The organism is Catonella morbi ATCC 51271, assembly GCF_000160035.2.
GTDB lineage: Bacteria > Bacillota > Clostridia > Lachnospirales > Lachnospiraceae > Catonella > Catonella morbi.
The window spans coordinates 1-19,906 of record NZ_KI535371.1; the positions used below are offsets into that span (position 1 = coordinate 1).

General features: G+C 37.9%; 16 protein-coding genes, 1 tRNA gene, 1 pseudogene and 1 riboswitch. Of the genes and pseudogenes, 16 read left to right on the plus strand and 2 right to left on the minus strand.

All coding sequences use genetic code 11. The features are described 5' to 3' along the window. From GCWU000282_RS17725 to arcC, 5 genes and pseudogenes are all read left to right on the plus strand, one after another. Positions 1-156 (plus strand): annotated as a pseudogene (locus GCWU000282_RS17725) (IS110 family transposase); the annotation flags it as partial. Between the two features lie 336 nt (positions 157-492). After that, positions 493-1,650, plus strand: a complete 1,158-nt coding sequence (locus tag GCWU000282_RS14555) for an AI-2E family transporter (RefSeq protein ID WP_023355944.1) — start codon at positions 493-495, stop codon at positions 1,648-1,650. Between the two features lie 234 nt (positions 1,651-1,884). Then, positions 1,885-1,957, plus strand: a tRNA-Lys gene (locus GCWU000282_RS14560). Positions 1,958-2,206: 249 nt separating this feature from the next. Continuing rightward, a riboswitch (THF riboswitch) is annotated at positions 2,207-2,306 on the plus strand. A 61-nt stretch (positions 2,307-2,367) separates the two neighbouring features. Further along, positions 2,368-3,003, plus strand: coding sequence for a folate family ECF transporter S component (locus GCWU000282_RS14565; protein WP_023355946.1), 636 nt, complete (start codon positions 2,368-2,370; stop codon positions 3,001-3,003). Between the two features lie 91 nt (positions 3,004-3,094). Beyond that, on the plus strand, positions 3,095-4,036 hold the full coding sequence (gene arcC, locus GCWU000282_RS14570) for a carbamate kinase (RefSeq protein ID WP_023355947.1): 942 nt from the start codon (positions 3,095-3,097) through the stop codon (positions 4,034-4,036). A gap of 104 nt (positions 4,037-4,140) precedes the next feature. On the opposite strand, the gene GCWU000282_RS14575 is transcribed toward arcC, so the two are convergent. Beyond that, entirely contained in the window at positions 4,141-5,457 is a 1,317-nt protein-coding gene (locus tag GCWU000282_RS14575) for an ABC transporter substrate-binding protein (RefSeq protein ID WP_023355949.1), read from the minus strand. 262 nt (positions 5,458-5,719) lie between these two features. Between GCWU000282_RS14575 and GCWU000282_RS14580 the strand changes: the two genes are divergently transcribed. The 10 genes from GCWU000282_RS14580 to GCWU000282_RS17225 all read left to right on the plus strand — a co-directional run bounded on the left by GCWU000282_RS14580 (position 5,720) and on the right by GCWU000282_RS17225 (position 16,823). Then, positions 5,720-7,015 carry a M18 family aminopeptidase gene (locus tag GCWU000282_RS14580; RefSeq protein ID WP_023355950.1) on the plus strand — a complete coding sequence of 432 codons (1,296 nt, stop codon included), beginning with the start codon at positions 5,720-5,722 and terminating at the stop codon, positions 7,013-7,015. A 338-nt stretch (positions 7,016-7,353) separates the two neighbouring features. After that, positions 7,354-9,381 carry a sodium-translocating pyrophosphatase gene (locus GCWU000282_RS14585; RefSeq protein ID WP_023355951.1) on the plus strand — a complete coding sequence of 676 codons (2,028 nt, stop codon included), beginning with the start codon at positions 7,354-7,356 and terminating at the stop codon, positions 9,379-9,381. A gap of 266 nt (positions 9,382-9,647) precedes the next feature. Then, positions 9,648-10,322, plus strand: a complete 675-nt coding sequence (locus GCWU000282_RS14590) for a DUF1287 domain-containing protein (protein WP_035041442.1) — start codon at positions 9,648-9,650, stop codon at positions 10,320-10,322. A 35-nt stretch (positions 10,323-10,357) separates the two neighbouring features. Next, positions 10,358-10,645, plus strand: coding sequence for a cupin domain-containing protein (locus tag GCWU000282_RS14595; protein WP_035041365.1), 288 nt, complete (start codon positions 10,358-10,360; stop codon positions 10,643-10,645). A gap of 40 nt (positions 10,646-10,685) precedes the next feature. After that, a complete protein-coding gene (murD, locus tag GCWU000282_RS14600) occupies positions 10,686-12,089 on the plus strand; it encodes a UDP-N-acetylmuramoyl-L-alanine--D-glutamate ligase (protein ID WP_023355955.1) in 1,404 nt (467 codons plus the stop codon). 152 nt (positions 12,090-12,241) lie between these two features. Further along, complete coding sequence (locus tag GCWU000282_RS14605; RefSeq protein WP_023355956.1) at positions 12,242-13,426, plus strand: MFS transporter; 1,185 nt, start codon at positions 12,242-12,244, stop codon at positions 13,424-13,426. 24 nt (positions 13,427-13,450) lie between these two features. Further along, positions 13,451-14,440 carry a glycosyltransferase family 2 protein gene (locus GCWU000282_RS14610; RefSeq protein WP_051384211.1) on the plus strand — a complete coding sequence of 330 codons (990 nt, stop codon included), beginning with the start codon at positions 13,451-13,453 and terminating at the stop codon, positions 14,438-14,440. 32 nt (positions 14,441-14,472) lie between these two features. Next, positions 14,473-15,426, plus strand: coding sequence for a glycerophosphoryl diester phosphodiesterase membrane domain-containing protein (locus GCWU000282_RS17215; protein ID WP_023355958.1), 954 nt, complete (start codon positions 14,473-14,475; stop codon positions 15,424-15,426). Between the two features lie 41 nt (positions 15,427-15,467). Beyond that, positions 15,468-16,244 (plus strand): glycerophosphodiester phosphodiesterase, encoded by a 777-nt coding sequence (locus tag GCWU000282_RS17220; RefSeq protein WP_023355959.1) that lies wholly within the window; start codon positions 15,468-15,470, stop codon positions 16,242-16,244. 102 nt (positions 16,245-16,346) lie between these two features. Continuing rightward, on the plus strand, positions 16,347-16,823 hold the full coding sequence (locus tag GCWU000282_RS17225) for a TM2 domain-containing protein (protein ID WP_035041446.1): 477 nt from the start codon (positions 16,347-16,349) through the stop codon (positions 16,821-16,823). Between the two features lie 115 nt (positions 16,824-16,938). Here the strand turns inward: GCWU000282_RS17225 and GCWU000282_RS14625 are convergent, their stop codons facing one another. Then, the gene (locus GCWU000282_RS14625; protein WP_023355961.1) at positions 16,939-18,429 is read right to left on the minus strand and encodes a WG repeat-containing protein; all 1,491 of its coding nucleotides are present in this window, start codon (positions 18,427-18,429) and stop codon (positions 16,939-16,941) included. Between the two features lie 305 nt (positions 18,430-18,734). On the opposite strand from GCWU000282_RS14625, the gene GCWU000282_RS14630 reads away from it, so the two are divergent. Then, positions 18,735-19,898 (plus strand): diphosphate--fructose-6-phosphate 1-phosphotransferase, encoded by a 1,164-nt coding sequence (locus GCWU000282_RS14630; RefSeq protein ID WP_023355962.1) that lies wholly within the window; start codon positions 18,735-18,737, stop codon positions 19,896-19,898. Positions 19,899-19,906 lie beyond the last annotated feature (8 nt).

Consider the following 19,906-nt stretch of genomic DNA (forward strand, 5'->3'; position numbering starts at 1 on the left):
GAATCAAAGCCAAAGCTTGTGGCAATGGGGGCTGTATCTCATAAGGTATGCAATATGATTTTTGCCATACTAAGGGATAGCAAGCCTTTTGAAATCATCACTCCACGGGAACACATCAGGCAATACAACTCTTCAAAGAGTAATACAGCTGCATAATTTTTTCAATGCCATCTGCACCAAGGGGGTAGTCTGTCCTTTTTTACCTAAAATAAAAAATAAGATTTTTCCCTTTTAGGTATTGACATTTATTAGCTGGACTTTATTTTATTTTTGGCGTTTTATTAATTTTAAACGAAAGTGGGGGGACTGTAAAGGTAAAGTTAAAAAAAATTAAAACTTTCTCTATGGTTTTTCATTATTTCATGTGATATCATTGTTCTTGTTTAATGAGAAATTATTTTTGAATTATTTGTCAAAAAAGAATCCTGTGTTGTAGGGCTCTCAGCTCTTTAGGGATATGATTTTTTATAATACTGTAGTTTGGAGGCTTGTATGAAGTTTAACAAAGATTTACTGGAAAAAAGATGGGTTGCATATACAATTGCTACCTGTTCGGCAGTGGTTTTATTTTTTCTTCTATCAAATTTAGGCGATATTTTTAATGGAATAAAGGTTGTATATAAGATATTAAGTCCGCTTGTGACAGGGCTTATAATAGCCTATATTATTGATCCCTTTGTAACATTCCTAAAGAAAACAGTATTTGCGGATATTAAAAATGAAAATACAAAAAAGAAACTTTCGGTTACTACTGCCTTGGTGGGTATAGCCATTATCATAATTCTTTTAATGGTCGCTCTGATACCGCAGATAATTGTAAGTATCCAGACCTTTGTTAAAAATATAAACACATATGTGGAAAGCCTGCAACATTTTCTTAAGACTGCAAGTGTAGAGGCGGCTAAACGTAATATAGATATAAGCGGGCTGATTAGATTCGGTGATGATACACTGAGTATGATAGGAAGGAAGATTCCTGAGAATTTTAACGGAATCTTAAATACCTCTATCAGCATAAGTAAAGCAATTTTTGACTTGTTTATCGCAATGTTTCTTGCTATATATTATCTTGCGGATAAGGACAGGCTTAAGGGAAGTTTCAGCAGGCTTTTGAAGCGCATAATCAAAGAGGATAAGTATAAGGCTTTTGCTGGATTTTGGGAAAGATGTAACAGTATTCTTATAAGATATATAGCCTTTGACATAATAGACGGAATTATAGTTGGAGTGGCAAACTTCATTTTTATGTCGATAGCAGGCATACCTTATTCGGTGCTTATTTCTCTGGTAGTAGGGGTCACTAATCTTGCACCGACCTTTGGACCTATAGTAGGTGCTATAATAGGAGGCTTTGTACTTGTACTGGTCAATCCGTTACATGCGCTTTGGTTCATTATTTTTACTATTATACTACAGACAATAGATGGCTATGTTTTGAAGCCTAAGCTTTTTGGCGGCAGCCTTGGGGTACCGGGGGTATGGATTCTTATATCAATCATTGTAGGAAGCAGAATTCTGGGAGTGACAGGTATTTTGCTTGCCATACCTTTTGCGGCTATAGTAGATTTTATCTATCATGATTTGATTTTTCAGGGAGCGAGGAAGAGAGAAGAGCTGGAAAAACAGAAGGCTCTTAGCAAAACTGATTAAAATTCTTTGCCGGATTACAGGCTCAGGTCTGTGGTCCGGCAGTATTGTTCTTACTTAATAGGGAATTTTGCCTTACGGCACCGATCAGGTGCGAAGTAAGTGAAAGCACACTTTTAAAAATACACAACAAATTCTTGTTATATACATCTAAAATAGTGCAAAATTTATTTAATATTTTTCTTGCATTTTCTGTAAGCATAGTGTATAATGTTTCTTGCGTTCAACAAAACTTATGCGTCTTTAGCTCAGCTGGTAGAGCACCTGACTCTTAATCAGGGTGTCCAGGGTTCGAGCCCCTGAAGACGCACTCAGAGGTCCTTGTTTGGTGGAATAGTCTGCCGGGTAGGGGCTTTTTTTATTTGAATAAGAAGTTTCTTCGAAATTTTTATTCAATAAAAAACTATCCGCGATATTGCATTGCGGCGGCTATGAAGATGTCGCTTATGTGACAAGCTACAGGCGAAACTTTTAGTATAACAGGATGGTTTCTGCATTTACTTGCTTGACAGAGGAAAAGTTCTACCTTATACTTTAATAGTTACAAATAAACATGCAAAGCAGAGTAGAAAATCTAGCGTAAAGTGCCAGCCGGACGGGGAGTTGCCGGCAGGACGAAGAGTTAAATGCTCGCGGTGAGGTTTTCGCATCCCGCTGTTACATCAGAGTATGTATTCTTATACTCTTTTGTAGTATGGATAAACTGCAAAGGAGGTTAAGATGATGAACGAAAAAGAAGCAACTAAGAAAAACTTTCTTTTTTCAGAGCTTCAGGGAATTGTTGGTTTTCCTGTAAACTTTGTAAAAGAAACCGCAGCCCTGCCAAAAACCTTTGGGTCATCGGCAGGTGAATTTAAGAGTCTGCATACTGTTATTTTATGCGGCCTTATGGGAGCATTAAGTATTATACTTAAGATGTTTGCCACCATACCTTTTGGGCCGTTTACAATAACCTATGCCTGGATACCCAACCGTATTGCAGACTTTATGTTTGGTCCTGCAGTAGGAGCTGTATATGGCGGAGTTATGGACATAGTAAAGTTCATACTAAAGCCGACCGGAACATTTAACCCGGGATATACGGCTGTGGCAGTGCTTGCAGGCCTTGTCTTCGGTACCGTACTTTACAAAAAACCTGTCAGCTTTATGAGGATAGTATTTGCTCAGAGCTTGGTAAAAATCTTTATCAATGCGGGTCTTAGCACCTACCTTATGGCATTTGAAAGAGGAGAGGCATTTATGTCGCTCATGCCTGCAAGGATGGTTAAGAACCTTATTATGATACCGCTTGACAGTATTCTTCTTTTTGTTGTACTTACCGCAATTATGAAGGTATTGCCGCGCTTAAAGAAATAAAGTATTTTTATGTTATCAAATCTTCTTTAAGGATAATTAGCATTAAATAAAAATGGATAAATACGGTTGAAATGTTCTGTTTGGAGGGATTATGGAAAACGAAAAGAAACTGGTCGTTGTAGCACTCGGAAGAAATGCATTTGGAAAAACCATACCTAAGCAGAAAGAAAATGTAAAGGCGGCGGCTGAGAAAATAGCTGATATAGTACTGGCAGGTTACAGAGTTGTTGTAACCCATAGTAATGGGGAGCAGATAGGAATGCTTCATACTGCAATGACTGAATACTCCAGACTTGAACCGGAATTTTCTGTAGCACCTATGTCTGTTTGTGGTGCCTTAAGTCAGGGCTATATCGGTTATGACTTGCAGAACAGTATAAGAGAGGCCCTTCTTAACAGGGGCATTTACAAAACAGTTTGTACCATTATTACTCAGGTAAGAGTGGATCCTTTTGACAAGGCATTCACCAATCCTACCAAGGTTATCGGAAGATATATGAACCGTGACGAGGCAGACGCAGAGGTAAACAAAGGGAACTTTGTAGTTGAAGAGGAGAAAGGTTTCAGAAGAGTAATTCCTTCGCCGAGGCCGATTGATATCTATGAGATAGATGCTATAAGAACCCTTGTAGAGGCTGATCAGGTGGTTATAGCCTGCGGCGGAGGCGGAATACCTGTTATGCAGCAGGGAACTGCCCTCAAGGGAGCAAGTGCGATTATAGAGAAGGACTTTACTGCAGCAAGACTTGGACAGATGCTTGAAGCTGATGAAATTATCTTCTTAACAAATAAAGACAATTTGATTGTTCATAAAGGAAGTCCTGATGAAATGCCGCTATCTCAGATTACGGTAAAAGAGGCTAAACAGTATATGGAAGAGGGAAATTTTGAAAAAGGACTGGATCTTGCTAAAATAGAAGCTGCAGTTGAGTTTGTGACTACAGGTGTAGAAAAAAGAGCGATAATTACATCCTTAGACAAGGTACTGCTTGGCATAAAGGGCAGAGCCGGAACTATAATCAGTGAGAAATAATAATTGTAAATATGTTATATATAGAAAGAACTTCCATTTTATGGAAGTTCTTTCTGTTGAACCGGAAAAGTATTTTGAAATATTCCGGTTAAAAAATCTGTCAATTACTTAGAATTTGATTCTTTCGCAATACTGTTAGCCTTAGAATTGCAGTCTCTGAGAGTTTTTCTGATGTTGTCTCCTTTTGATATCGACTGAAGGGCAGTTTTCCACAGGGAACGAACCTTTGTCCAGCCGGGGGTTACCTGATAATAATCTCCCATATTTAACATAAAGTGTTTTGAGAACAAATCCATCGTGCTGCTTATTTCGGTATTTACATAGACATCGGTGAGTCCTTTGTGCACAGGGAAGAAACGGCTGATTCTGACTGCATTTCTTGCACCTTTTTCGTCGTTTGCCATATAATCAATAAACATCTTGGATGCTTTTATCTTGTTTTTATCATCATTCTTAAAAATTCCGAAGCCCCAGATTCCTCCTACAAGTTTAGAGGAACCATTCGGAGAAGGGAAGTGCATAGGAATTATTTCATCACCGCTAACAGTTTTTCCCGCCTGACCGAAGGTAGTATCATTATGCAGAGAAGGGCTCCAGCAGATTGATATAGCCAGTTCTCCTTTTCTAAACTTGTCTATTTCATCACTGCTACTTAAATCAGAATCAATGGATATACCCTGACAGGAGTCGAGTGCGGACAGAGCAGCTATGTTTTTGGAAGAATCTATGGTATATGAACGGTGTTCATCATCTGTGTATGTGCCGTCATAAAGATTGTTCACAAGAGCTCGGCTTCCCTGATCGCCGCTTTTACTCTTGCAGTATATTTTTAGGACATCTTTGTATCCATGGCGGTAGATAGTTTCCACAGCCTTTAAAAAATCCTTGGTAGTCCAGGTGTAGTTTGAAAGGTTGACATATTGTAAGGCATTTGTTTCTTCAAAAATTCTTTTATTGATTGCCATACAATGAGTAGCCATACATAAAGGATATTCATAGAATTTTCCGTCACTTGAACGGCAGGCGAATACCACGTTTTCGTATATGTCCTTAGATGCATCTGTATATAAGTCTGCAAGATCTTCCATCAGTCCGCGTCTTCCCCAATCAGCCACAAGTCTTTCAGGCCCCTCGAGTATGAGATTGGGAGCTTTTCCTGAACGAATAGCCTCCTCTACTTCCTTGTCACCGCTTTTATAGTCCAAAAATTTTGTTTTTACGGTAATTTCGGGATTAACTTCAGTAAAATCTCTGACAAGTTCGTTTACAACCGCTTCATTCCCCCAATCACCTATAGGATAAGTCCAAAGAGTTATTTCGGTATCTTCTGTTATCGGTCTTATTATATTGGTGGAGCAGGAAGTGATTGGAAATAGAATACAGAAGATAAGAAGAAAACTAAACAACTTTTTAATTTTCATATAATTACCTCTTCTTTGTATTGCTGAAGTATATAATATTTCCTTTTAAATCCTCGCAGACGGAGGAAACGATAAAATAGGATTATTTTTTACTCTTTTGCTTAATAAGTATAGCAGTAATTGAAAAATTTTCAATAGTCATCTTGATAAATTACCTACTGTCAGCAGGTGTAGATATGGGTATAAAAGGGATAGAACTTGAATGATAAAAAAAGTTTTGATAGAATATCTGTAATATTTAATTTGTGAAAGGAAGGAAATTATGGATAAATATTTAGAAGCGTCTAAAAGGCTGATTGGCTTTCTTGATGCCAACCCAAGTCCTTTTCATGTAATAGCGGCACTTGGTAAAATGTATGAAAATGCCGGCTTTAAGAGACTATCGGAGAAGGAAAGATTTGAAGTAAAGAAGGGAGGGAATTATTATGTAACCCGCAATAACTCTTCTATTATAGCATTTAAGATACCTAAAAAGGATTTTAAGGGATTTAATATAACAGCAGCCCACAGTGATTCTCCGACATTTAAGATTAAGGCAAATGCTGAGATTACTGCAGAGAAAAATTTTGTTAAATTAAATGTAGAGAAATATGGCGGAATGCTTATGGCACCGTGGTTTGACAGACCGCTCGGTATAGCCGGCAGGGTTATGGTGAAAAAGGGCACAAAGATAGAGGAGAATTTAATTCATATAGACAGAGATATAATAATGATACCGAATCTCGCAATCCATATGAACAGAGAAGCTAATGATGGTTATAAGTATAATGCGCAGACAGATACTCAGCCGATATTTGCGGAGCTCGGCTCAGATGTGACTTTATACGATATAATTGCAAAAGAGCTTGGTGTCTCAAAAGATGCAATTCTTGATACAGACCTTTTCCTCACAAACAGGGTAAAAGGTACAGTCTGGGGGGCGAACAATGAATTCATAGCGGCAGGCAGGCTGGATGACCTTCAGTGTGTATTTGCGGGGGCAGAGAGCATAATAGAGGCTAAGAATAAGAATAACATTGCGGTTCACTGTGTATTTGACAATGAAGAAGTTGGCTCAGGTACAAAACAGGGGGCTGCTTCCACCTTCCTTAAGGATGTGCTAACCCGTGTAAACAAGGCTCTGGGCGGAGATGAGGAAAGCTATCTTCAGGCTGTGGCAAGGAGTTTTATGGTATCTGCCGATAATGCCCATTCGGTACACCCTAACTACACCGAAAAGGCTGATCCTTGCAACAGACCGGTAGTAAATAAGGGAGTGGTTATCAAGTATAACGCTAACCAGAAATACACTACAGATGCGGTGTCAGGTGCGGTATTCAGAGATATTTGTGCTGAGGCCGAGGTGCCGGTTCAGACCTTTACTAACCGTTCAGACGTGGCGGGAGGTTCTACTCTTGGCAATATCTCAAATGCTCAGGTATCATTAAATGCGGTGGATATAGGTATGGCACAGTGGGCTATGCATTCACCTTATGAGAGCGGAGGTGTAAAAGATACTTATTATCTTGAAGCGGCTATGAAGAAGTTTTTTGAAACAGATATAAGTGCAAAAATATAAAATGAAATATTTGGTATAAATATACTTAGGGGAATGGCAGGTTTGCTATTCCCCGTTTCGATGACCGGAAGTAAGAAAAACATAAAAAATATGTTTTAAACAGATAACTGTAAAAATTTGTTGTAATCACTGATAAGATTTGTGAAAATGTGATAATAATATCGAAAATGTTAAAATAATAACAATGTTTTTCTGAATAAATAAGCATATTTATCATAAATATCCATAAAATACTTGCTTTTTAGTAAAAAACATACTAAAATTTAAAAGCTAGGCAGAGATAAACGACAGCTAAAATCAAATTTAGGCTAAATTTTATGTATGAGGAGGGTATGTGAATGGATGCTTTAACAATTTCAGTACCGGTTTGTGCGGTGATTGCACTGATTTTTGCCTATAGTCTGGCAAAATGGATAGGGAGTATGGATAGCGGAACCGATAGGATGAAGGAAATATCGGGTTATATCCATGAGGGAGCTATGGCCTTCCTCAGGCGTGAGTACAAAACTATGGTTATCGTGGTTGCTGTACTCTTTGTGCTCATCGGAGTACTTTTAAATAGCTGGGTTACAGCTGTACTTTATGTTGTAGGTGCACTTCTTTCGGTACTTGCAGGTTACTTTGGTATGACGGTAGCTACCAAAGGAAATGTAAGGACAGCCAATGCGGCTAAAGAAGGCGGTATGGTAAAGGCTCTTAAGGTGGCCTTCCGTTCAGGTGCGGTTATGGGACTATGTGTAACAGGACTTGGACTTCTTGGCCTTGGAGTTGTGTTTGTAGCTATGGGAGTGGATTCTGCACAGGTTATCACAGGCTTTGGTCTGGGAGCTTCTTCTATGGCTCTCTTTGGTCGTGTAGGCGGCGGTATCTACACAAAGGCTGCCGATGTGGGAGCTGACCTTGTAGGTAAGGTAGAGGCAGGCATACCGGAAGATGATCCGAGAAACCCTGCTGTTATCGCAGATAATGTAGGTGACAACGTAGGAGATGTGGCAGGTATGGGGTCTGACCTATTTGAATCCTATGTAGGCTCTATTATTTCGGCTATCACCTTAGCTGTGGTTATTCCAAAGATTACACCGCAGATAGGGGAGGCATTTGAGCTTAATCCGCTTATGGGTTCACTTTTTCCTTTGCTTCTTTCGGCAATCGGAATTATTGCATCCATACTCGGAATTATGTTTGTAAGAGGAAAAGAGGGAGGTAATCCGGCATCGGCACTTAATGCGGGAACTTATGTCAGCGGTGTTATAGTTATCGCAGCCTCATTTATAATGAGTAAGCTTTTGTTAAACTCTTATAATCCTGCGATAGCAATCATAGCAGGACTTGTGGTAGGCATAGCCATAGGTAAGCTTACTGAAATCTATACTTCAGGCGATTATAAGCATGTTAAAAAGATAGCGGAGCAGTCTCAGACAGGCTCGGCAACCACTATTATATCCGGACTCGGTGTAGGTATGATGTCTACACTCTGGCCTATTGTCTGTGTTGCTTTAGGTATTCTTGTTGCAAATGCTTTTGCGGGGCTTTACGGTATAGCACTTGCGGCAGTGGGCATGCTTTCAACTACGGCTATGACTGTTGCGGTAGATGCCTATGGTCCTGTTTCTGATAATGCGGGCGGTATAGCCGAAATGTGCGAACTTCCTCATGAAGTCAGGGAAATTACGGATAAGCTGGATGCGGTAGGTAATACTACAGCAGCTATAGGTAAGGGTTTTGCCATTGGTTCAGCGGCACTTACGGCACTTGCGCTTTTTGCCTCATATTCACAGGTAGCAAAGCTTGATTCCATAAGCCTTTTGGATCCTCTTGTAATAGCGGGACTTTTTATAGGAGCCATGCTTCCTTTCCTGTTCTCAGCTATGACTATGAATTCGGTGGGCAGGGCTGCAAATGAGATGATAGAAGAGGTTAGAAGACAGTTTAAGGAAGATAAGGGTATAATGGAAGGCACATCTAAGCCTGACTATGCAAAGTGTGTAGATATTTCAACCAAGGCTGCTCTTAAGGAAATGATACTTCCGGGACTTATGGCTATAGCGGCTCCGCTTGCCGTAGGTATAGTTATGGGAACCGAGGCACTTGGCGGTATGCTTGCAGGTGCGCTTTCATCGGGAGTACTTCTTGCAATTATGATGTCAAATGCGGGCGGTGCCTGGGATAATGCCAAGAAGTATATAGAAGAAGGGCATTTCGGAGGAAAGGGAAGCAATCCACACAAGGCAGCGGTAGTAGGTGATACGGTAGGTGATCCTTTCAAAGATACCTCAGGTCCGTCTATAAATATTCTTATTAAACTGATGACAATAGTTGCTGTTGTATTTGCTCCGCTTTTCGTAGCTATAGGCGGTTTACTTTAACCGTAATTTGAATTAAATGTTAGCATTGAAAAATGCAGTTATTAGTGATAACATAAACCTATAGATGTTGATAGGGAATAAATAGTTAATAAGGCATCTGTTTTAATAAAATTAAGGCAGGTGCCTCTGTTATTTTTCTTTAATAAAAAATATCTTTTGACACCCACATCATCTTATTTAAGAAAAATCTCTCCGAGGGATGCACAGCTTACGAAAGGGAAGTTTGCCTTACAGTACCGCTGTTTATGAAAGTTGTTGAGGTGGATATGAAAAATAATAAAATAAAAATTTTTGCTGTTTGCCTTATTTCCGTTTTGATAATAGTCTTAGGTATAGGAATATATATGCTGTTAAGATATCAACATACCTCAGCAAAAAAACTTGAAAATAAATATCAGAGGGCTGTTACAAAATATATAAGCCCTTCGGATAAAGACGGTGATAAAATAGACGACCAAAGTGATATACTTATGGGAGCCTTAGCCTATGTAGAAACCAGGCCAAAATATAAAAGTAAGTATTATGAAGGTGGCTATCCGACTGATGAGTACGGTGTATGTACAGATGTGGTTGCAAGGGGGTTTCTCGCTGCGGGCTATGACCTGCAAAAGCTTGTAGATGAAGATATTGCAAAGAATATCAAGAACTATAATATAGACAAGCCTGATTCCAATATAGACTTTAGAAGAGTAAGAAACTTAAAAGTATATTTTGAACATAATGCACAGGTTCTTACTACTGACGTAAACAAAATAGAAGAATGGCAGGGCGGAGATATAGTTATATTTAAGAAACACATTGCCTTGGTTTCAGACAGAAGAAATAAGAACGGAGTGCCTTACATTATCCATCATAACGATCCCTGGCAGCTTAGATACGAAGAAGATGTACTTGCTACGAGAGGGGATATAGTGGGGCATTACAGGTTTCCTAAGGAATGAAGATTAGGTTAATGAAAAACAGGAGAAGAATAGCTATGGAAAAACATTTTTTAGATCCGAATACCTTGCTTGGAAGAATCGTTACAAGTAAAGATAAATATGAGGTAGTACATTTATCTTTGAAAGCCGGCAATGAAGTGCCTGAGTATAAAAATGAGGCAGAAATTTTAATCTTTGTAATAGAAGGCGAAATTTTACTTATGACAGATGAGGCTGTTACACTAAAAAGCCTTGAACTGCTTGAAATACCGGCTAATATAGCACATAGGATGATAGCGGTTAAAGACAGTCAGGTAATGGCGGTAAAGATTAAAGCGGTGTAAAAAGAGTTATTGAGAGTAATTAAGTCAGAAAGGCAGACTCATGGAAAATAAGCTTATAAAGGCATTAAAAGAAGAAATATCAGGGAAAAAGGTACTCATTCTGGGCTTTGGCAGAGAAGGAAAGCTGAACCTTGAAGTAGTGGCGAGGGCAGGCGGAGTAAGTGAGCTTGCTATAGCAGACCAAAATGAGATTAACATAGAAGAAGTTACTGAAATAGCAGGTAAAGCTGTATCAAATATCAAGACTATTACAGGGACAGATTATCTGGCTCATATAGATGAATTTGAAATAGTGTTTAAAAGTCCGGGAGTAGTCCTGCCTAAACCGTTTTCAGAGTACAAAGCACTTATTACATCTCAGGCTGAGTATTTCCTAAAGGTTTACGGAAGTCAGACCATAGGTGTAACAGGTACCAAGGGAAAAAGTACTACCACAACCCTCATCTACCATGAGTTAAAAGAAAACGGTTTTGATGCTCTTTTGGTCGGAAACATAGGTATTCCAGCCTTTCGCCTGATAGATGAAATAAAAGAAAACACGAAAATAGTTTTTGAACTTTCCTGCCACCAGCTTGAATATGGGAAATATTCACCTCATATAGGAGTGTACCTGAATGTTTTCCCCGAACATCTTGACCACTATGGAAGCTTTGAAAAATACAGGGCCTCAAAAGAAAATATCTACAAGAATCAGAGTGAGAAAGATAAACTTTACTGCGGTACAGGTGTTATCCCAAAAGAAGGTGAGGCAAAGTCAGCTGTTACGGTAATCTATGATTTTAATCGTGATGATAAAGTATTTGAAAATGATGAGCATGTTACTACATTTGTAGAAGATGACTTTATATCTCACAAAACCTATACTACAGGAATAAATGAAGATGAAATAAGCTTAAAGGGCTTTCATAATTTCTTTGATATCGCAGTAGCTTTTGCGGTTTGCACGGATTTGGGAGTATCTGTGGAAGGCTTTAACAAGGCGCTTAAAACTTATAAAACCCTTCCGCACCGCCTAGAATTTGTGGGAAATATTGATGGAATTAAATTTTATGATGACTCTATTTCCACCATTCCTGCCACAGCAATAGAAGCCATGAACACAATAAAAGACACAGACACTGTTATTATAGGCGGGATGGACAGAGGGATAGATTATGAGCCTCTTATTAAATATCTTGAAACTTCGACTGTGCCAAATATCATCCTTATGGAGACTACAGGAGCAAGGATAAAGGAAGAGGTGAAAATGGGTTATATGGAGCTTAACAACTCGGAAAGGCTTCATCTTGTAGATAATCTTGAAGAGGCGGTAAAACTTGCTAAAAAACTTACCAAAAAAGGAAAATCCTGTATAATGAGTCCTGCGGCTGCAAGCTATGGCATTTTTAAGAACTTTGAAGAAAGAGGAGAAGTTTTTAAAAGGCTTGTGAAAGGGGAAATATAAGTAAATATCATTTAAATATCCGAATATCTGCTTATAATTCCGTGTAAATAAAACTCTAATTTGAATAAAAGATATGATTGATAATCGCGCTTATTTGTTTTATCATGATATTGACCGGATGTAAAATATAAAGCTGAGGACTTGGTGGAGAAATGGAAGAAAAGAAGAATCTTACACTTAATTATGTGGCTATACAAATAGGCATGTGGGCGATGTATGCACCTCTTATGGGATACACATCGGTATTTTTGCTTGCAAAGGGTTTTTCCAATACGAAAGTTGGAATAATTTCAGGTTTAGGCTGCATAATTTCAGCAGTTTTACAGGCAATAGTTTCAGGTTATGCAGATAAAGAAAAAAGTAAGTCCGTTAAAACCCTTCTTATTATGTTTGCGGGGCTACAGATTGTTTTAGCAGTGGTTTTGCTTGCTTTAGGCAATAATTTTGTACTTGCTATTGGCATAATATTCGGCTCGCTGATATCTATTATGCAGCTTATGGTTCCGCTGACAAATTCCATAGCTATGGAAATGATGAATCAGGGGAAGGAAATCAATTATGGGGCTGCAAGAGGAACTGCATCAATGATGTATGCTCTTTTAGTAAATGCAATGGGTATCTTTGCCAAGGGAGATAATCTTAGTATAGTTCCTATAGCCACCATATTATCTGCATCTATTCTGCTGGCAGGTACAGTTTTATTTCCTTTTAAGAAGGCTGTTAGAATTGCAGATAGCGGAACAGAGAGGAAGACAGATACAAAACCGTTCTTAATCAAGTATCCTAAAATAGCTTTGTTTGTACTGGGTGCTATTTGTGCCTATGTGGGACATAATCTGATAAATGTATTTTTATTTCAAATAGTTACCCTTAAAGGCGGAACTCATGTGAATATGGGTATTTGTCTGTCAATAGCGGCCGTGTGCGAGATACCTGTGATGTTCGGTTTTGCCTATATGGTTGCAAAGCGTGATAGTTCTGTATGGGTGAGGGTGGGCAGTGTCGGAATTATGCTTAAGATAATTCTTACCTTGGTTGTGCCTGATATTATAAGTTTATACGTAGTACAGGTTTGTCAGTTATTCGGTTTTGCTACCTTTGTGGTGGCAACAGTATATTATGCAAACTATGCTGTGAAAGAATGTGACAGAGTTAAGGGACAAGCCTATATGACTATGGCAAATACATTGGGAATAGTTTTTGCATCCATGCTCGGAGGAGTGCTTATAGACAGGTACGGAACCAACGGAATGATGATGGTAGGCTCTGTGATTACAATTATAGGCTGTATTATGATTTTTATATCTACCACAAAGAGTAAAGTTGAGGCAGCATAGTTATAAAGCTGATTGGGAGGATGTATGCGGGAAAGTATAACTGTTAGCGTGTGTATGATAGTAAAGAATGAGGAAAAAGTTCTGGCTCGCTGTCTGGATTCTCTTAAGGGGCTGTATGAAGAGCTTATCATAGTAGATACAGGTTCTACTGATTCAACCAAGGAGATTGCAGCCGGATATACAGATAAGATTTATGATTTTGCCTGGACAGGAAGTTTTTCTGATGCAAGGAATTTTTCATTTTCAAAGGCAACTATGGAATATATATATTCAGCCGATGCTGATGAAATATTAAACGAAGAAAACAGGCAAAAGTTTTTGGAGTTGAAACAATGTCTGCTTCCTGAAATAGATATAGTGCAAATGATATATACCAACCAGTTGGAATTTAATACTACGTACAACTATGATGAAGAACTGAGACCTAAGCTGTACAAAAGGCTAAGGACCTTTGAATGGATAGAGCCTCTGCATGAACAGGTAAGGCTTGAGACTGTAGTCTATGACAGTGAGATTAAAATTACTCATGCACCTGAAAATAATCACAGCAAGCGTGATTTTTCCTGCTACAAGAAGCTTATAGAATCAGGAGAAAAGCTTAGTAAACATTTATTTGAAATGTATGTGAGAGAACTCTACATAGCAGGAGATGAGAGTGATTTTATTGAAGCTGAACCGTATTTTTCAAGGGAAATAGAAATAAGGGAAAGTGTGGATGAGGTAGTAATGGCAGCTCTTGTTTTAATCAGGGCAGCCGGATATCAGAGAAATACGCTTTGTTTACTTAAATATTCCTCAAGGATATTTGCACTTGCTGCCGAGCCTTCGGCAGGAGTATCAATACCTTCTGAGCTTTGCTATGAGCTTGGGGAGTATTATCTTGGAGTTAATGATAAGGCGGAAGCAAAAATGTGGTTTACCAATGCTCTTACCGAAACAGAGAGCCTTGTAAGCCTTGACTGCGGGGATAAGCTTCCGAAAGAGAGATTAAAAGAGCTGGAGGGGACTGAATAACAAGTTAAACATAAAAATAAAAGAGGAACCATATGTATATAGAGAGCAAAAAACTGAGCAAGGCTGTGAGGGGAAATATAAATCAGAATAAATTTACATATTATTCCAAGGCTGTACTTTTACAGCTTATGTTGACTACAGCCGGTAGTTTTCTACTCAGATTTATATTCAAACTGGCACTTGTAAGTGCAGGTCAGGAAAACTTCACTGCGCATAATTTTATAGACATAATTAATGAGCCTTTAAGCTTTATTCTGTTAATTATATTTATTATGTTACTAAGCGTGCTTACTTTGTTTGAGTTTTCTGTCTTAACTCTTATGGTTTACTGCTCATATAAAAAAGTGCATTTTTTATGGAAAGAAAATATTAAAAATGCTTTCTTAAAATGGAGGAACTTTAACTTCAAGCAACTGTTTTTCTTTGTAGTATATTTTGTCTTAATGATACCACTGTCTAACCTGGGAATGAGTTCGGTATTTTCGGAAAAATTTTTTATACCTAAGTTCATAACCGAGGAACTTATGAAAACTTTAGGCGGAAAGGTTATATATATTAGCTTTCTCCTTATTTGCGGTTACATTAATCTCCGCCTGATATTTTCCGTTCCGCTAACAGTTATTAATAACCGTCCGTTTTCATACAATATGAAGAGAAGTTTTGAATTTACTAAAAAAGGCAAATTCAAACTGATGCTGATATGGCTTAAATTTGGTCTTATTATGCTCTTTGTCGGGGGATTTTTCTTGGGCTTAAATACTTTTATATTTGAGCTTTTGGATGAATCGGGTAAGGTGGCTGTATATAACAGCATCTTTTATACCATAACCCGTATAATTTTTTTCTTTTTCATAGTAATATCCAAGTTGGTTATCATATCTTCCATAGTGAAGCTTATAATAGACAATGACGAGCCACTTTCTTTCAAAGTTGCGCCATATGAAAGTTTTGGAATAAAAAACGAAAGAAACTTGCTGCCTGCATAAGTATAATACTTATAATTGTACTTGGGCATGTAGGCTATCAGATGTTTTCTGCGGAGCTTAATAATGATGTTCTCATAATAGCTCATAGAGGTTATGCCCGGGAAGGTGTGGAAAATTCTATAGAAGCACTGGAGGGAGCTGCAAAGGCCGGAGCGGACTACGTGGAGGTTGATATACTTTTAACAAAAGATAATAAGTTCGTAGTAATGCATGATTTCAATTTAAAACGTCTTGCAGGTATAAAGAAAAAAGTAAAGGATATGAATTTTGATGAGGTTGTAGGGCTTACTATAAGGCAGGGTGACTTTGTGAGCCACATACCTTCCTTTGAGGAGTTTGTAAAACGGGCAAAAGAGCTGAACATGAAGCTTTTGGTAGAGCTTAAGCCACATGGCGGTGAACCTGAAAACTATGCGGAGCTTTTTATAAATGAAATGAAGAGGCTGAATGTTGACAGAACTTATAAAGCCATGTCCGGCAATCTGGAAATTATGGAAGAGATAGAAACCCTTGCTCCGGAAATAGAAACAGGCCATATAATAGCTTTGCAGTTTGGGGTATTTGCGGATGAAAATGTGGATTTCTTTGTAATAGAAGATTTTACTTTTAATGATATATTAAATAATGATGCTAAGGAAAAAGGCAAGGATATCTTTGTATGGACAATTAATGACAGCGAGACAATAACAAAATACCTACACAAGCCTGTAGAAGGCATTATAACCGATTATCCTGACCTGGTTGCGGAAGAAATTGAAAATGAAGATGATGATTATTTTGAGAAATTATACCGGCTGTTATCTCAAGGATTTAAGTAAATTTATCCGAGAAAAACCTTGTTAAGACCAAATTTATTGACATTGCTTATATATGCGGATATAATGTATATCAAGCATTTAATATTGAAAGGGTATTTAGAGATGGCAAAAATTATTGAAGTTCGCAATGATATAATTTCTATCGGAACTGATTACAATACTATCGAAGAAGTCCGTGCTTCTGACTTAAACTTTGTTCCTCATTTAGGAGATGAGGTGGAGATATTCAGGACGGATACCAGAACTATTGTAAGCAGGATTGAAAGAAGAAATGATTTTCCGGCGGGTGGAATAAATATAAATATGAATCAGGTACAAAATAATCCGCAGGTACAAAATCAACAACAAGGTGTAGGCCCCGTCTATGCTTCTGGCAGGGTCGTTAATAAGCTTGTATATGTTCTCTTGGCTATTTTCTTAGGTGGAATAGGAGGACAAAAATTCTATGCCGGCAGATGGGGACTGGGTATTCTTTGCCTTATTTTTTGTTGGACAGGACTCCCTTCTGTCATTGGTGTTATAGAAGGAATACTTGTTGCATTAAGACCGTCGGATCCTAACGGAAATCTTGTACTTTGATAAATTCAAAAAAGTTTCGTAAGAACATTATAAAACAATGCTAAGTCAAAGCTTATAACTCAGACTTAGCATTATTTATTTTACTTCAAAATTTTGTTCTGTTTCTTTATTAGTATTACTTAGGAGTAGCTTCTCCCTTGTAATCTATCTTAAAGGTCTTTCCATCAAGCTTAGCTTCAGCCTCATCATCATTTACTGCTTGAATACTGTCATACTTAAAAGGCTGGATTACTTCATTCTTTGAGTTAAGTATACCCCATTTTCCGTTTAGCTTGAGTGCTATCAGGTCTCCGTATAATTCAGTGATATCTTCATACTTTAGTTCTATGATTTCTTCACCGTCTTTATTTAAACAACCGAATTTATTATTATTTATCACAATAATGAAATCACTATATAATAAAGCATATACAGTATCATACTTAGTAGGAACAATTTCTTTACCGGTTATATCTATAAGACCTTGTTTTTTATTAATAGATACATTTGCATAGTTATTGTAGAAATCATATGCTTCATCATACTTGAGTTCGGTAATTTCTTTTCCGGTCTTGTCTATGAAGCCCCACTTATTGTTATTTGATACACAGGCAAATCCGTTATAGAAAGCATAGGCCTTATCATATTTTGGTGTAACTACTTCCTTGCCCTGTTTATTTACAAACCCCCATTTATTGTCAAGCATAACCTGAACATAACCATCATTGAAGGAGCGGACTTCATCATATTTAAGAGGAACTCTTGCCTTGCCTCTGTTGTTAATGAAACCCCACTTATCATCAATCATAACTTTAGCAAGCCCGTTTTCAAAAAGGTTTACCTCGTCATATTTGATAGGTACCAGAACTTTACCGCGTCTGTTTATGAAGCCGGATTTACCGTCAACAGTAACTATAGCTAAGTCATTTCTAAAAGCATAAGCCCTATCATACTTAAACTTGATGGCAACTTTACCGGTTTTATCTATATAACCATATCTGTCATTTAACACAGCAAGAGACATACCTTCATCAAAAGCAAAGAGTTCATCATATTTAATAGGAGTAATAATTTTTCCGTTTCTGTTGATATAGCCTGTCTTATAGTTGTTTTCTACCTGTCCGAGGTTCCCTTGGAAATTATAAGTTCGCTCATATTTAAAAGGAATTACAACCTTTCCCTTGCCATCTAAATAACCCATTTTACCTTTAAACTTAGCGGCTATTCTTCCATAGGCATATTTACCGACAAAACTGTATTTAAAAGGAATAACTGTCTTTCCTTTTTTGTTGATAAATCCCCATTTTCCTTTGAGCATAACAGCTGCAAGTCCATCATTAAAATCCTCGGCGGCCTCATATTTAAGCTTAATTATTTCCTTGCCGTTTGCATCTACATAGCCGTACTTACTTCCCCTTCTAACAACGGCCAACCCGTCCGAATATTCAAATACATCATCATATTTGCTGTAAATGTCATTGCCTTCATTCTGATAATCCGCAATTATCTTAGAAGGATATTTGGTTTCGGCAGCCTTAATAGAAGTGACAGGCTGGATGAGTACAACAGCCATCAGAGCAGCTGTTACCGGTGACAATAGTTTTTTTGCAGTTTTTAGTTTAATCATAGTTTCCCCCTATCCGAAAGTATTTCCCCTATCTGCTTTGTAAATGATTCAAAGAGAATTGCTGAATACTTTCTGTATAAGACAAATTTAACATACAATTTGGTGGGAGTCAATTATAAAAATAGTATATTGATATTGATGTTTTAAAGCTGATTATAGGGGGTATTTATATCAGTATTATTATTAACGATAACGTTTGCATAATTTTTTATAGAAAATGTTTGCGTAAATGCTATGATATAATATGAAGGCTTAGTAAAGGAATTTGAACTTACTTATCATGTAAAATAAATGGGAGGAGCTATATGGCAGATAATCTAATAGTTATTCATGGCGGAGGTCCGACTGCTGTGATTAACTCTTCTTTATATGGGGTTATTGTCTATGCAAAGGCAGAACGTAAGATAGGAAAAATTTATGCGGCTAAGAACGGAACCGGAGGTTTGTTAAAGGAAGAATTACTTGAACTTACAGATGTTTCAGATGAAAAGCTTGAACTTTTAAAACAAACACCGGGAACAGCTATAGGCACATCAAGAGATCCTTTAGAAAAAGAAGATTATGAAAAGATGATAGTTATACTTGAGAAGTACAATATAAAGTATGTGCTCTTCAACGGTGGTAATGGTACCATGGATACCTGTGGAAAGTTATATGAAACCTGTAAAAGACTAAATAAAGACATATCTGTAGTTGGAATTCCCAAGACTATGGATAATGACCTGGCAATTACCGATCATAGTCCGGGCTTTGGTAGTGCAGCCAGATACATAGCAACCAGTGTAAGGGAGCTTTGTTATGATGTGGAAAGCTTACCTATCCATGTGGTTGTGGTAGAAGCCTCAGGAAGAAATGCAGGCTGGATAACGGCAGCAAGTGCTCTTGCAGATAAAACAGGAAGGTATGCACCGGATTTGATTTATTTGCCTGAAATACCATTTTCGGAAGAAAAATTCCTTGAGGATGTTAAGGAGAAGCTTAAGACTAAGTCGGGCATAGTGGTTGTTGCAAGTGAAGGTCTGAGTGATAAAGAGGGTAAGCCTATAGTAAAGCCTATATTTAAGGTAGGGCGTGCAACCTACTTCGGAGACATCAGCTCACACCTTGCCAATCTGGTAATTAAAGAGCTTGGCTATAAAGCAAGAGGCGAGAAGCCGGGACTCTTAGGCAGGGCTTCGATTACACTTCAAAGTGAGGTTGATGTAGAAGAGGCTGTGTTGGTGGGAAAAGAGGCGGCAAAAGCTGTAATATCAGGTGAGAGTGGCAAGATGATAGCCCTGTCAAGAAATAACGGTGATGGCTACAATATTTCTACTACAGCTGTAGATATAAAAGAAGTTATGATGTTTGAAAAAAAGGTTCCGGAGAATTTTATAAATGAAGCTAAAAATGGAGTGACAGAAGAATTTATAAAATGGTGTGAGCCTCTTGTTGGAAGCATAGGAAATGAAATGGTAAGCTTTAAGTAAGCAAACAC

Bases quoted from the DNA above. Each gene is read 5' to 3' on its own strand.
- GCWU000282_RS14555 (WP_023355944.1), top strand. From the start codon at position 493: ATGAAGTTTAACAAAGATTTACTGGAAAAAAGATGGGTTGCATATACA.
- GCWU000282_RS14565 (WP_023355946.1), top strand. From the start codon at position 2,368: ATGATGAACGAAAAAGAAGCAACTAAGAAAAACTTTCTTTTTTCAGAG.
- arcC (WP_023355947.1), top strand. From the start codon at position 3,095: ATGGAAAACGAAAAGAAACTGGTCGTTGTAGCACTCGGAAGAAATGCA.
- GCWU000282_RS14575 (WP_023355949.1), bottom strand. From the start codon at position 5,457: ATGAAAATTAAAAAGTTGTTTAGTTTTCTTCTTATCTTCTGTATTCTA.
- GCWU000282_RS14580 (WP_023355950.1), top strand. From the start codon at position 5,720: ATGGATAAATATTTAGAAGCGTCTAAAAGGCTGATTGGCTTTCTTGAT.
- GCWU000282_RS14585 (WP_023355951.1), top strand. From the start codon at position 7,354: ATGGATGCTTTAACAATTTCAGTACCGGTTTGTGCGGTGATTGCACTG.
- GCWU000282_RS14590 (WP_035041442.1), top strand. From the start codon at position 9,648: ATGAAAAATAATAAAATAAAAATTTTTGCTGTTTGCCTTATTTCCGTT.
- GCWU000282_RS14595 (WP_035041365.1), top strand. From the start codon at position 10,358: ATGGAAAAACATTTTTTAGATCCGAATACCTTGCTTGGAAGAATCGTT.
- murD (WP_023355955.1), top strand. From the start codon at position 10,686: ATGGAAAATAAGCTTATAAAGGCATTAAAAGAAGAAATATCAGGGAAA.
- GCWU000282_RS14605 (WP_023355956.1), top strand. From the start codon at position 12,242: ATGGAAGAAAAGAAGAATCTTACACTTAATTATGTGGCTATACAAATA.
- GCWU000282_RS14610 (WP_051384211.1), top strand. From the start codon at position 13,451: ATGCGGGAAAGTATAACTGTTAGCGTGTGTATGATAGTAAAGAATGAG.
- GCWU000282_RS17215 (WP_023355958.1), top strand. From the start codon at position 14,473: ATGTATATAGAGAGCAAAAAACTGAGCAAGGCTGTGAGGGGAAATATA.
- GCWU000282_RS17220 (WP_023355959.1), top strand. From the start codon at position 15,468: ATGTTTTCTGCGGAGCTTAATAATGATGTTCTCATAATAGCTCATAGA.
- GCWU000282_RS17225 (WP_035041446.1), top strand. From the start codon at position 16,347: ATGGCAAAAATTATTGAAGTTCGCAATGATATAATTTCTATCGGAACT.
- GCWU000282_RS14625 (WP_023355961.1), bottom strand. From the start codon at position 18,429: ATGATTAAACTAAAAACTGCAAAAAAACTATTGTCACCGGTAACAGCT.
- GCWU000282_RS14630 (WP_023355962.1), top strand. From the start codon at position 18,735: ATGGCAGATAATCTAATAGTTATTCATGGCGGAGGTCCGACTGCTGTG.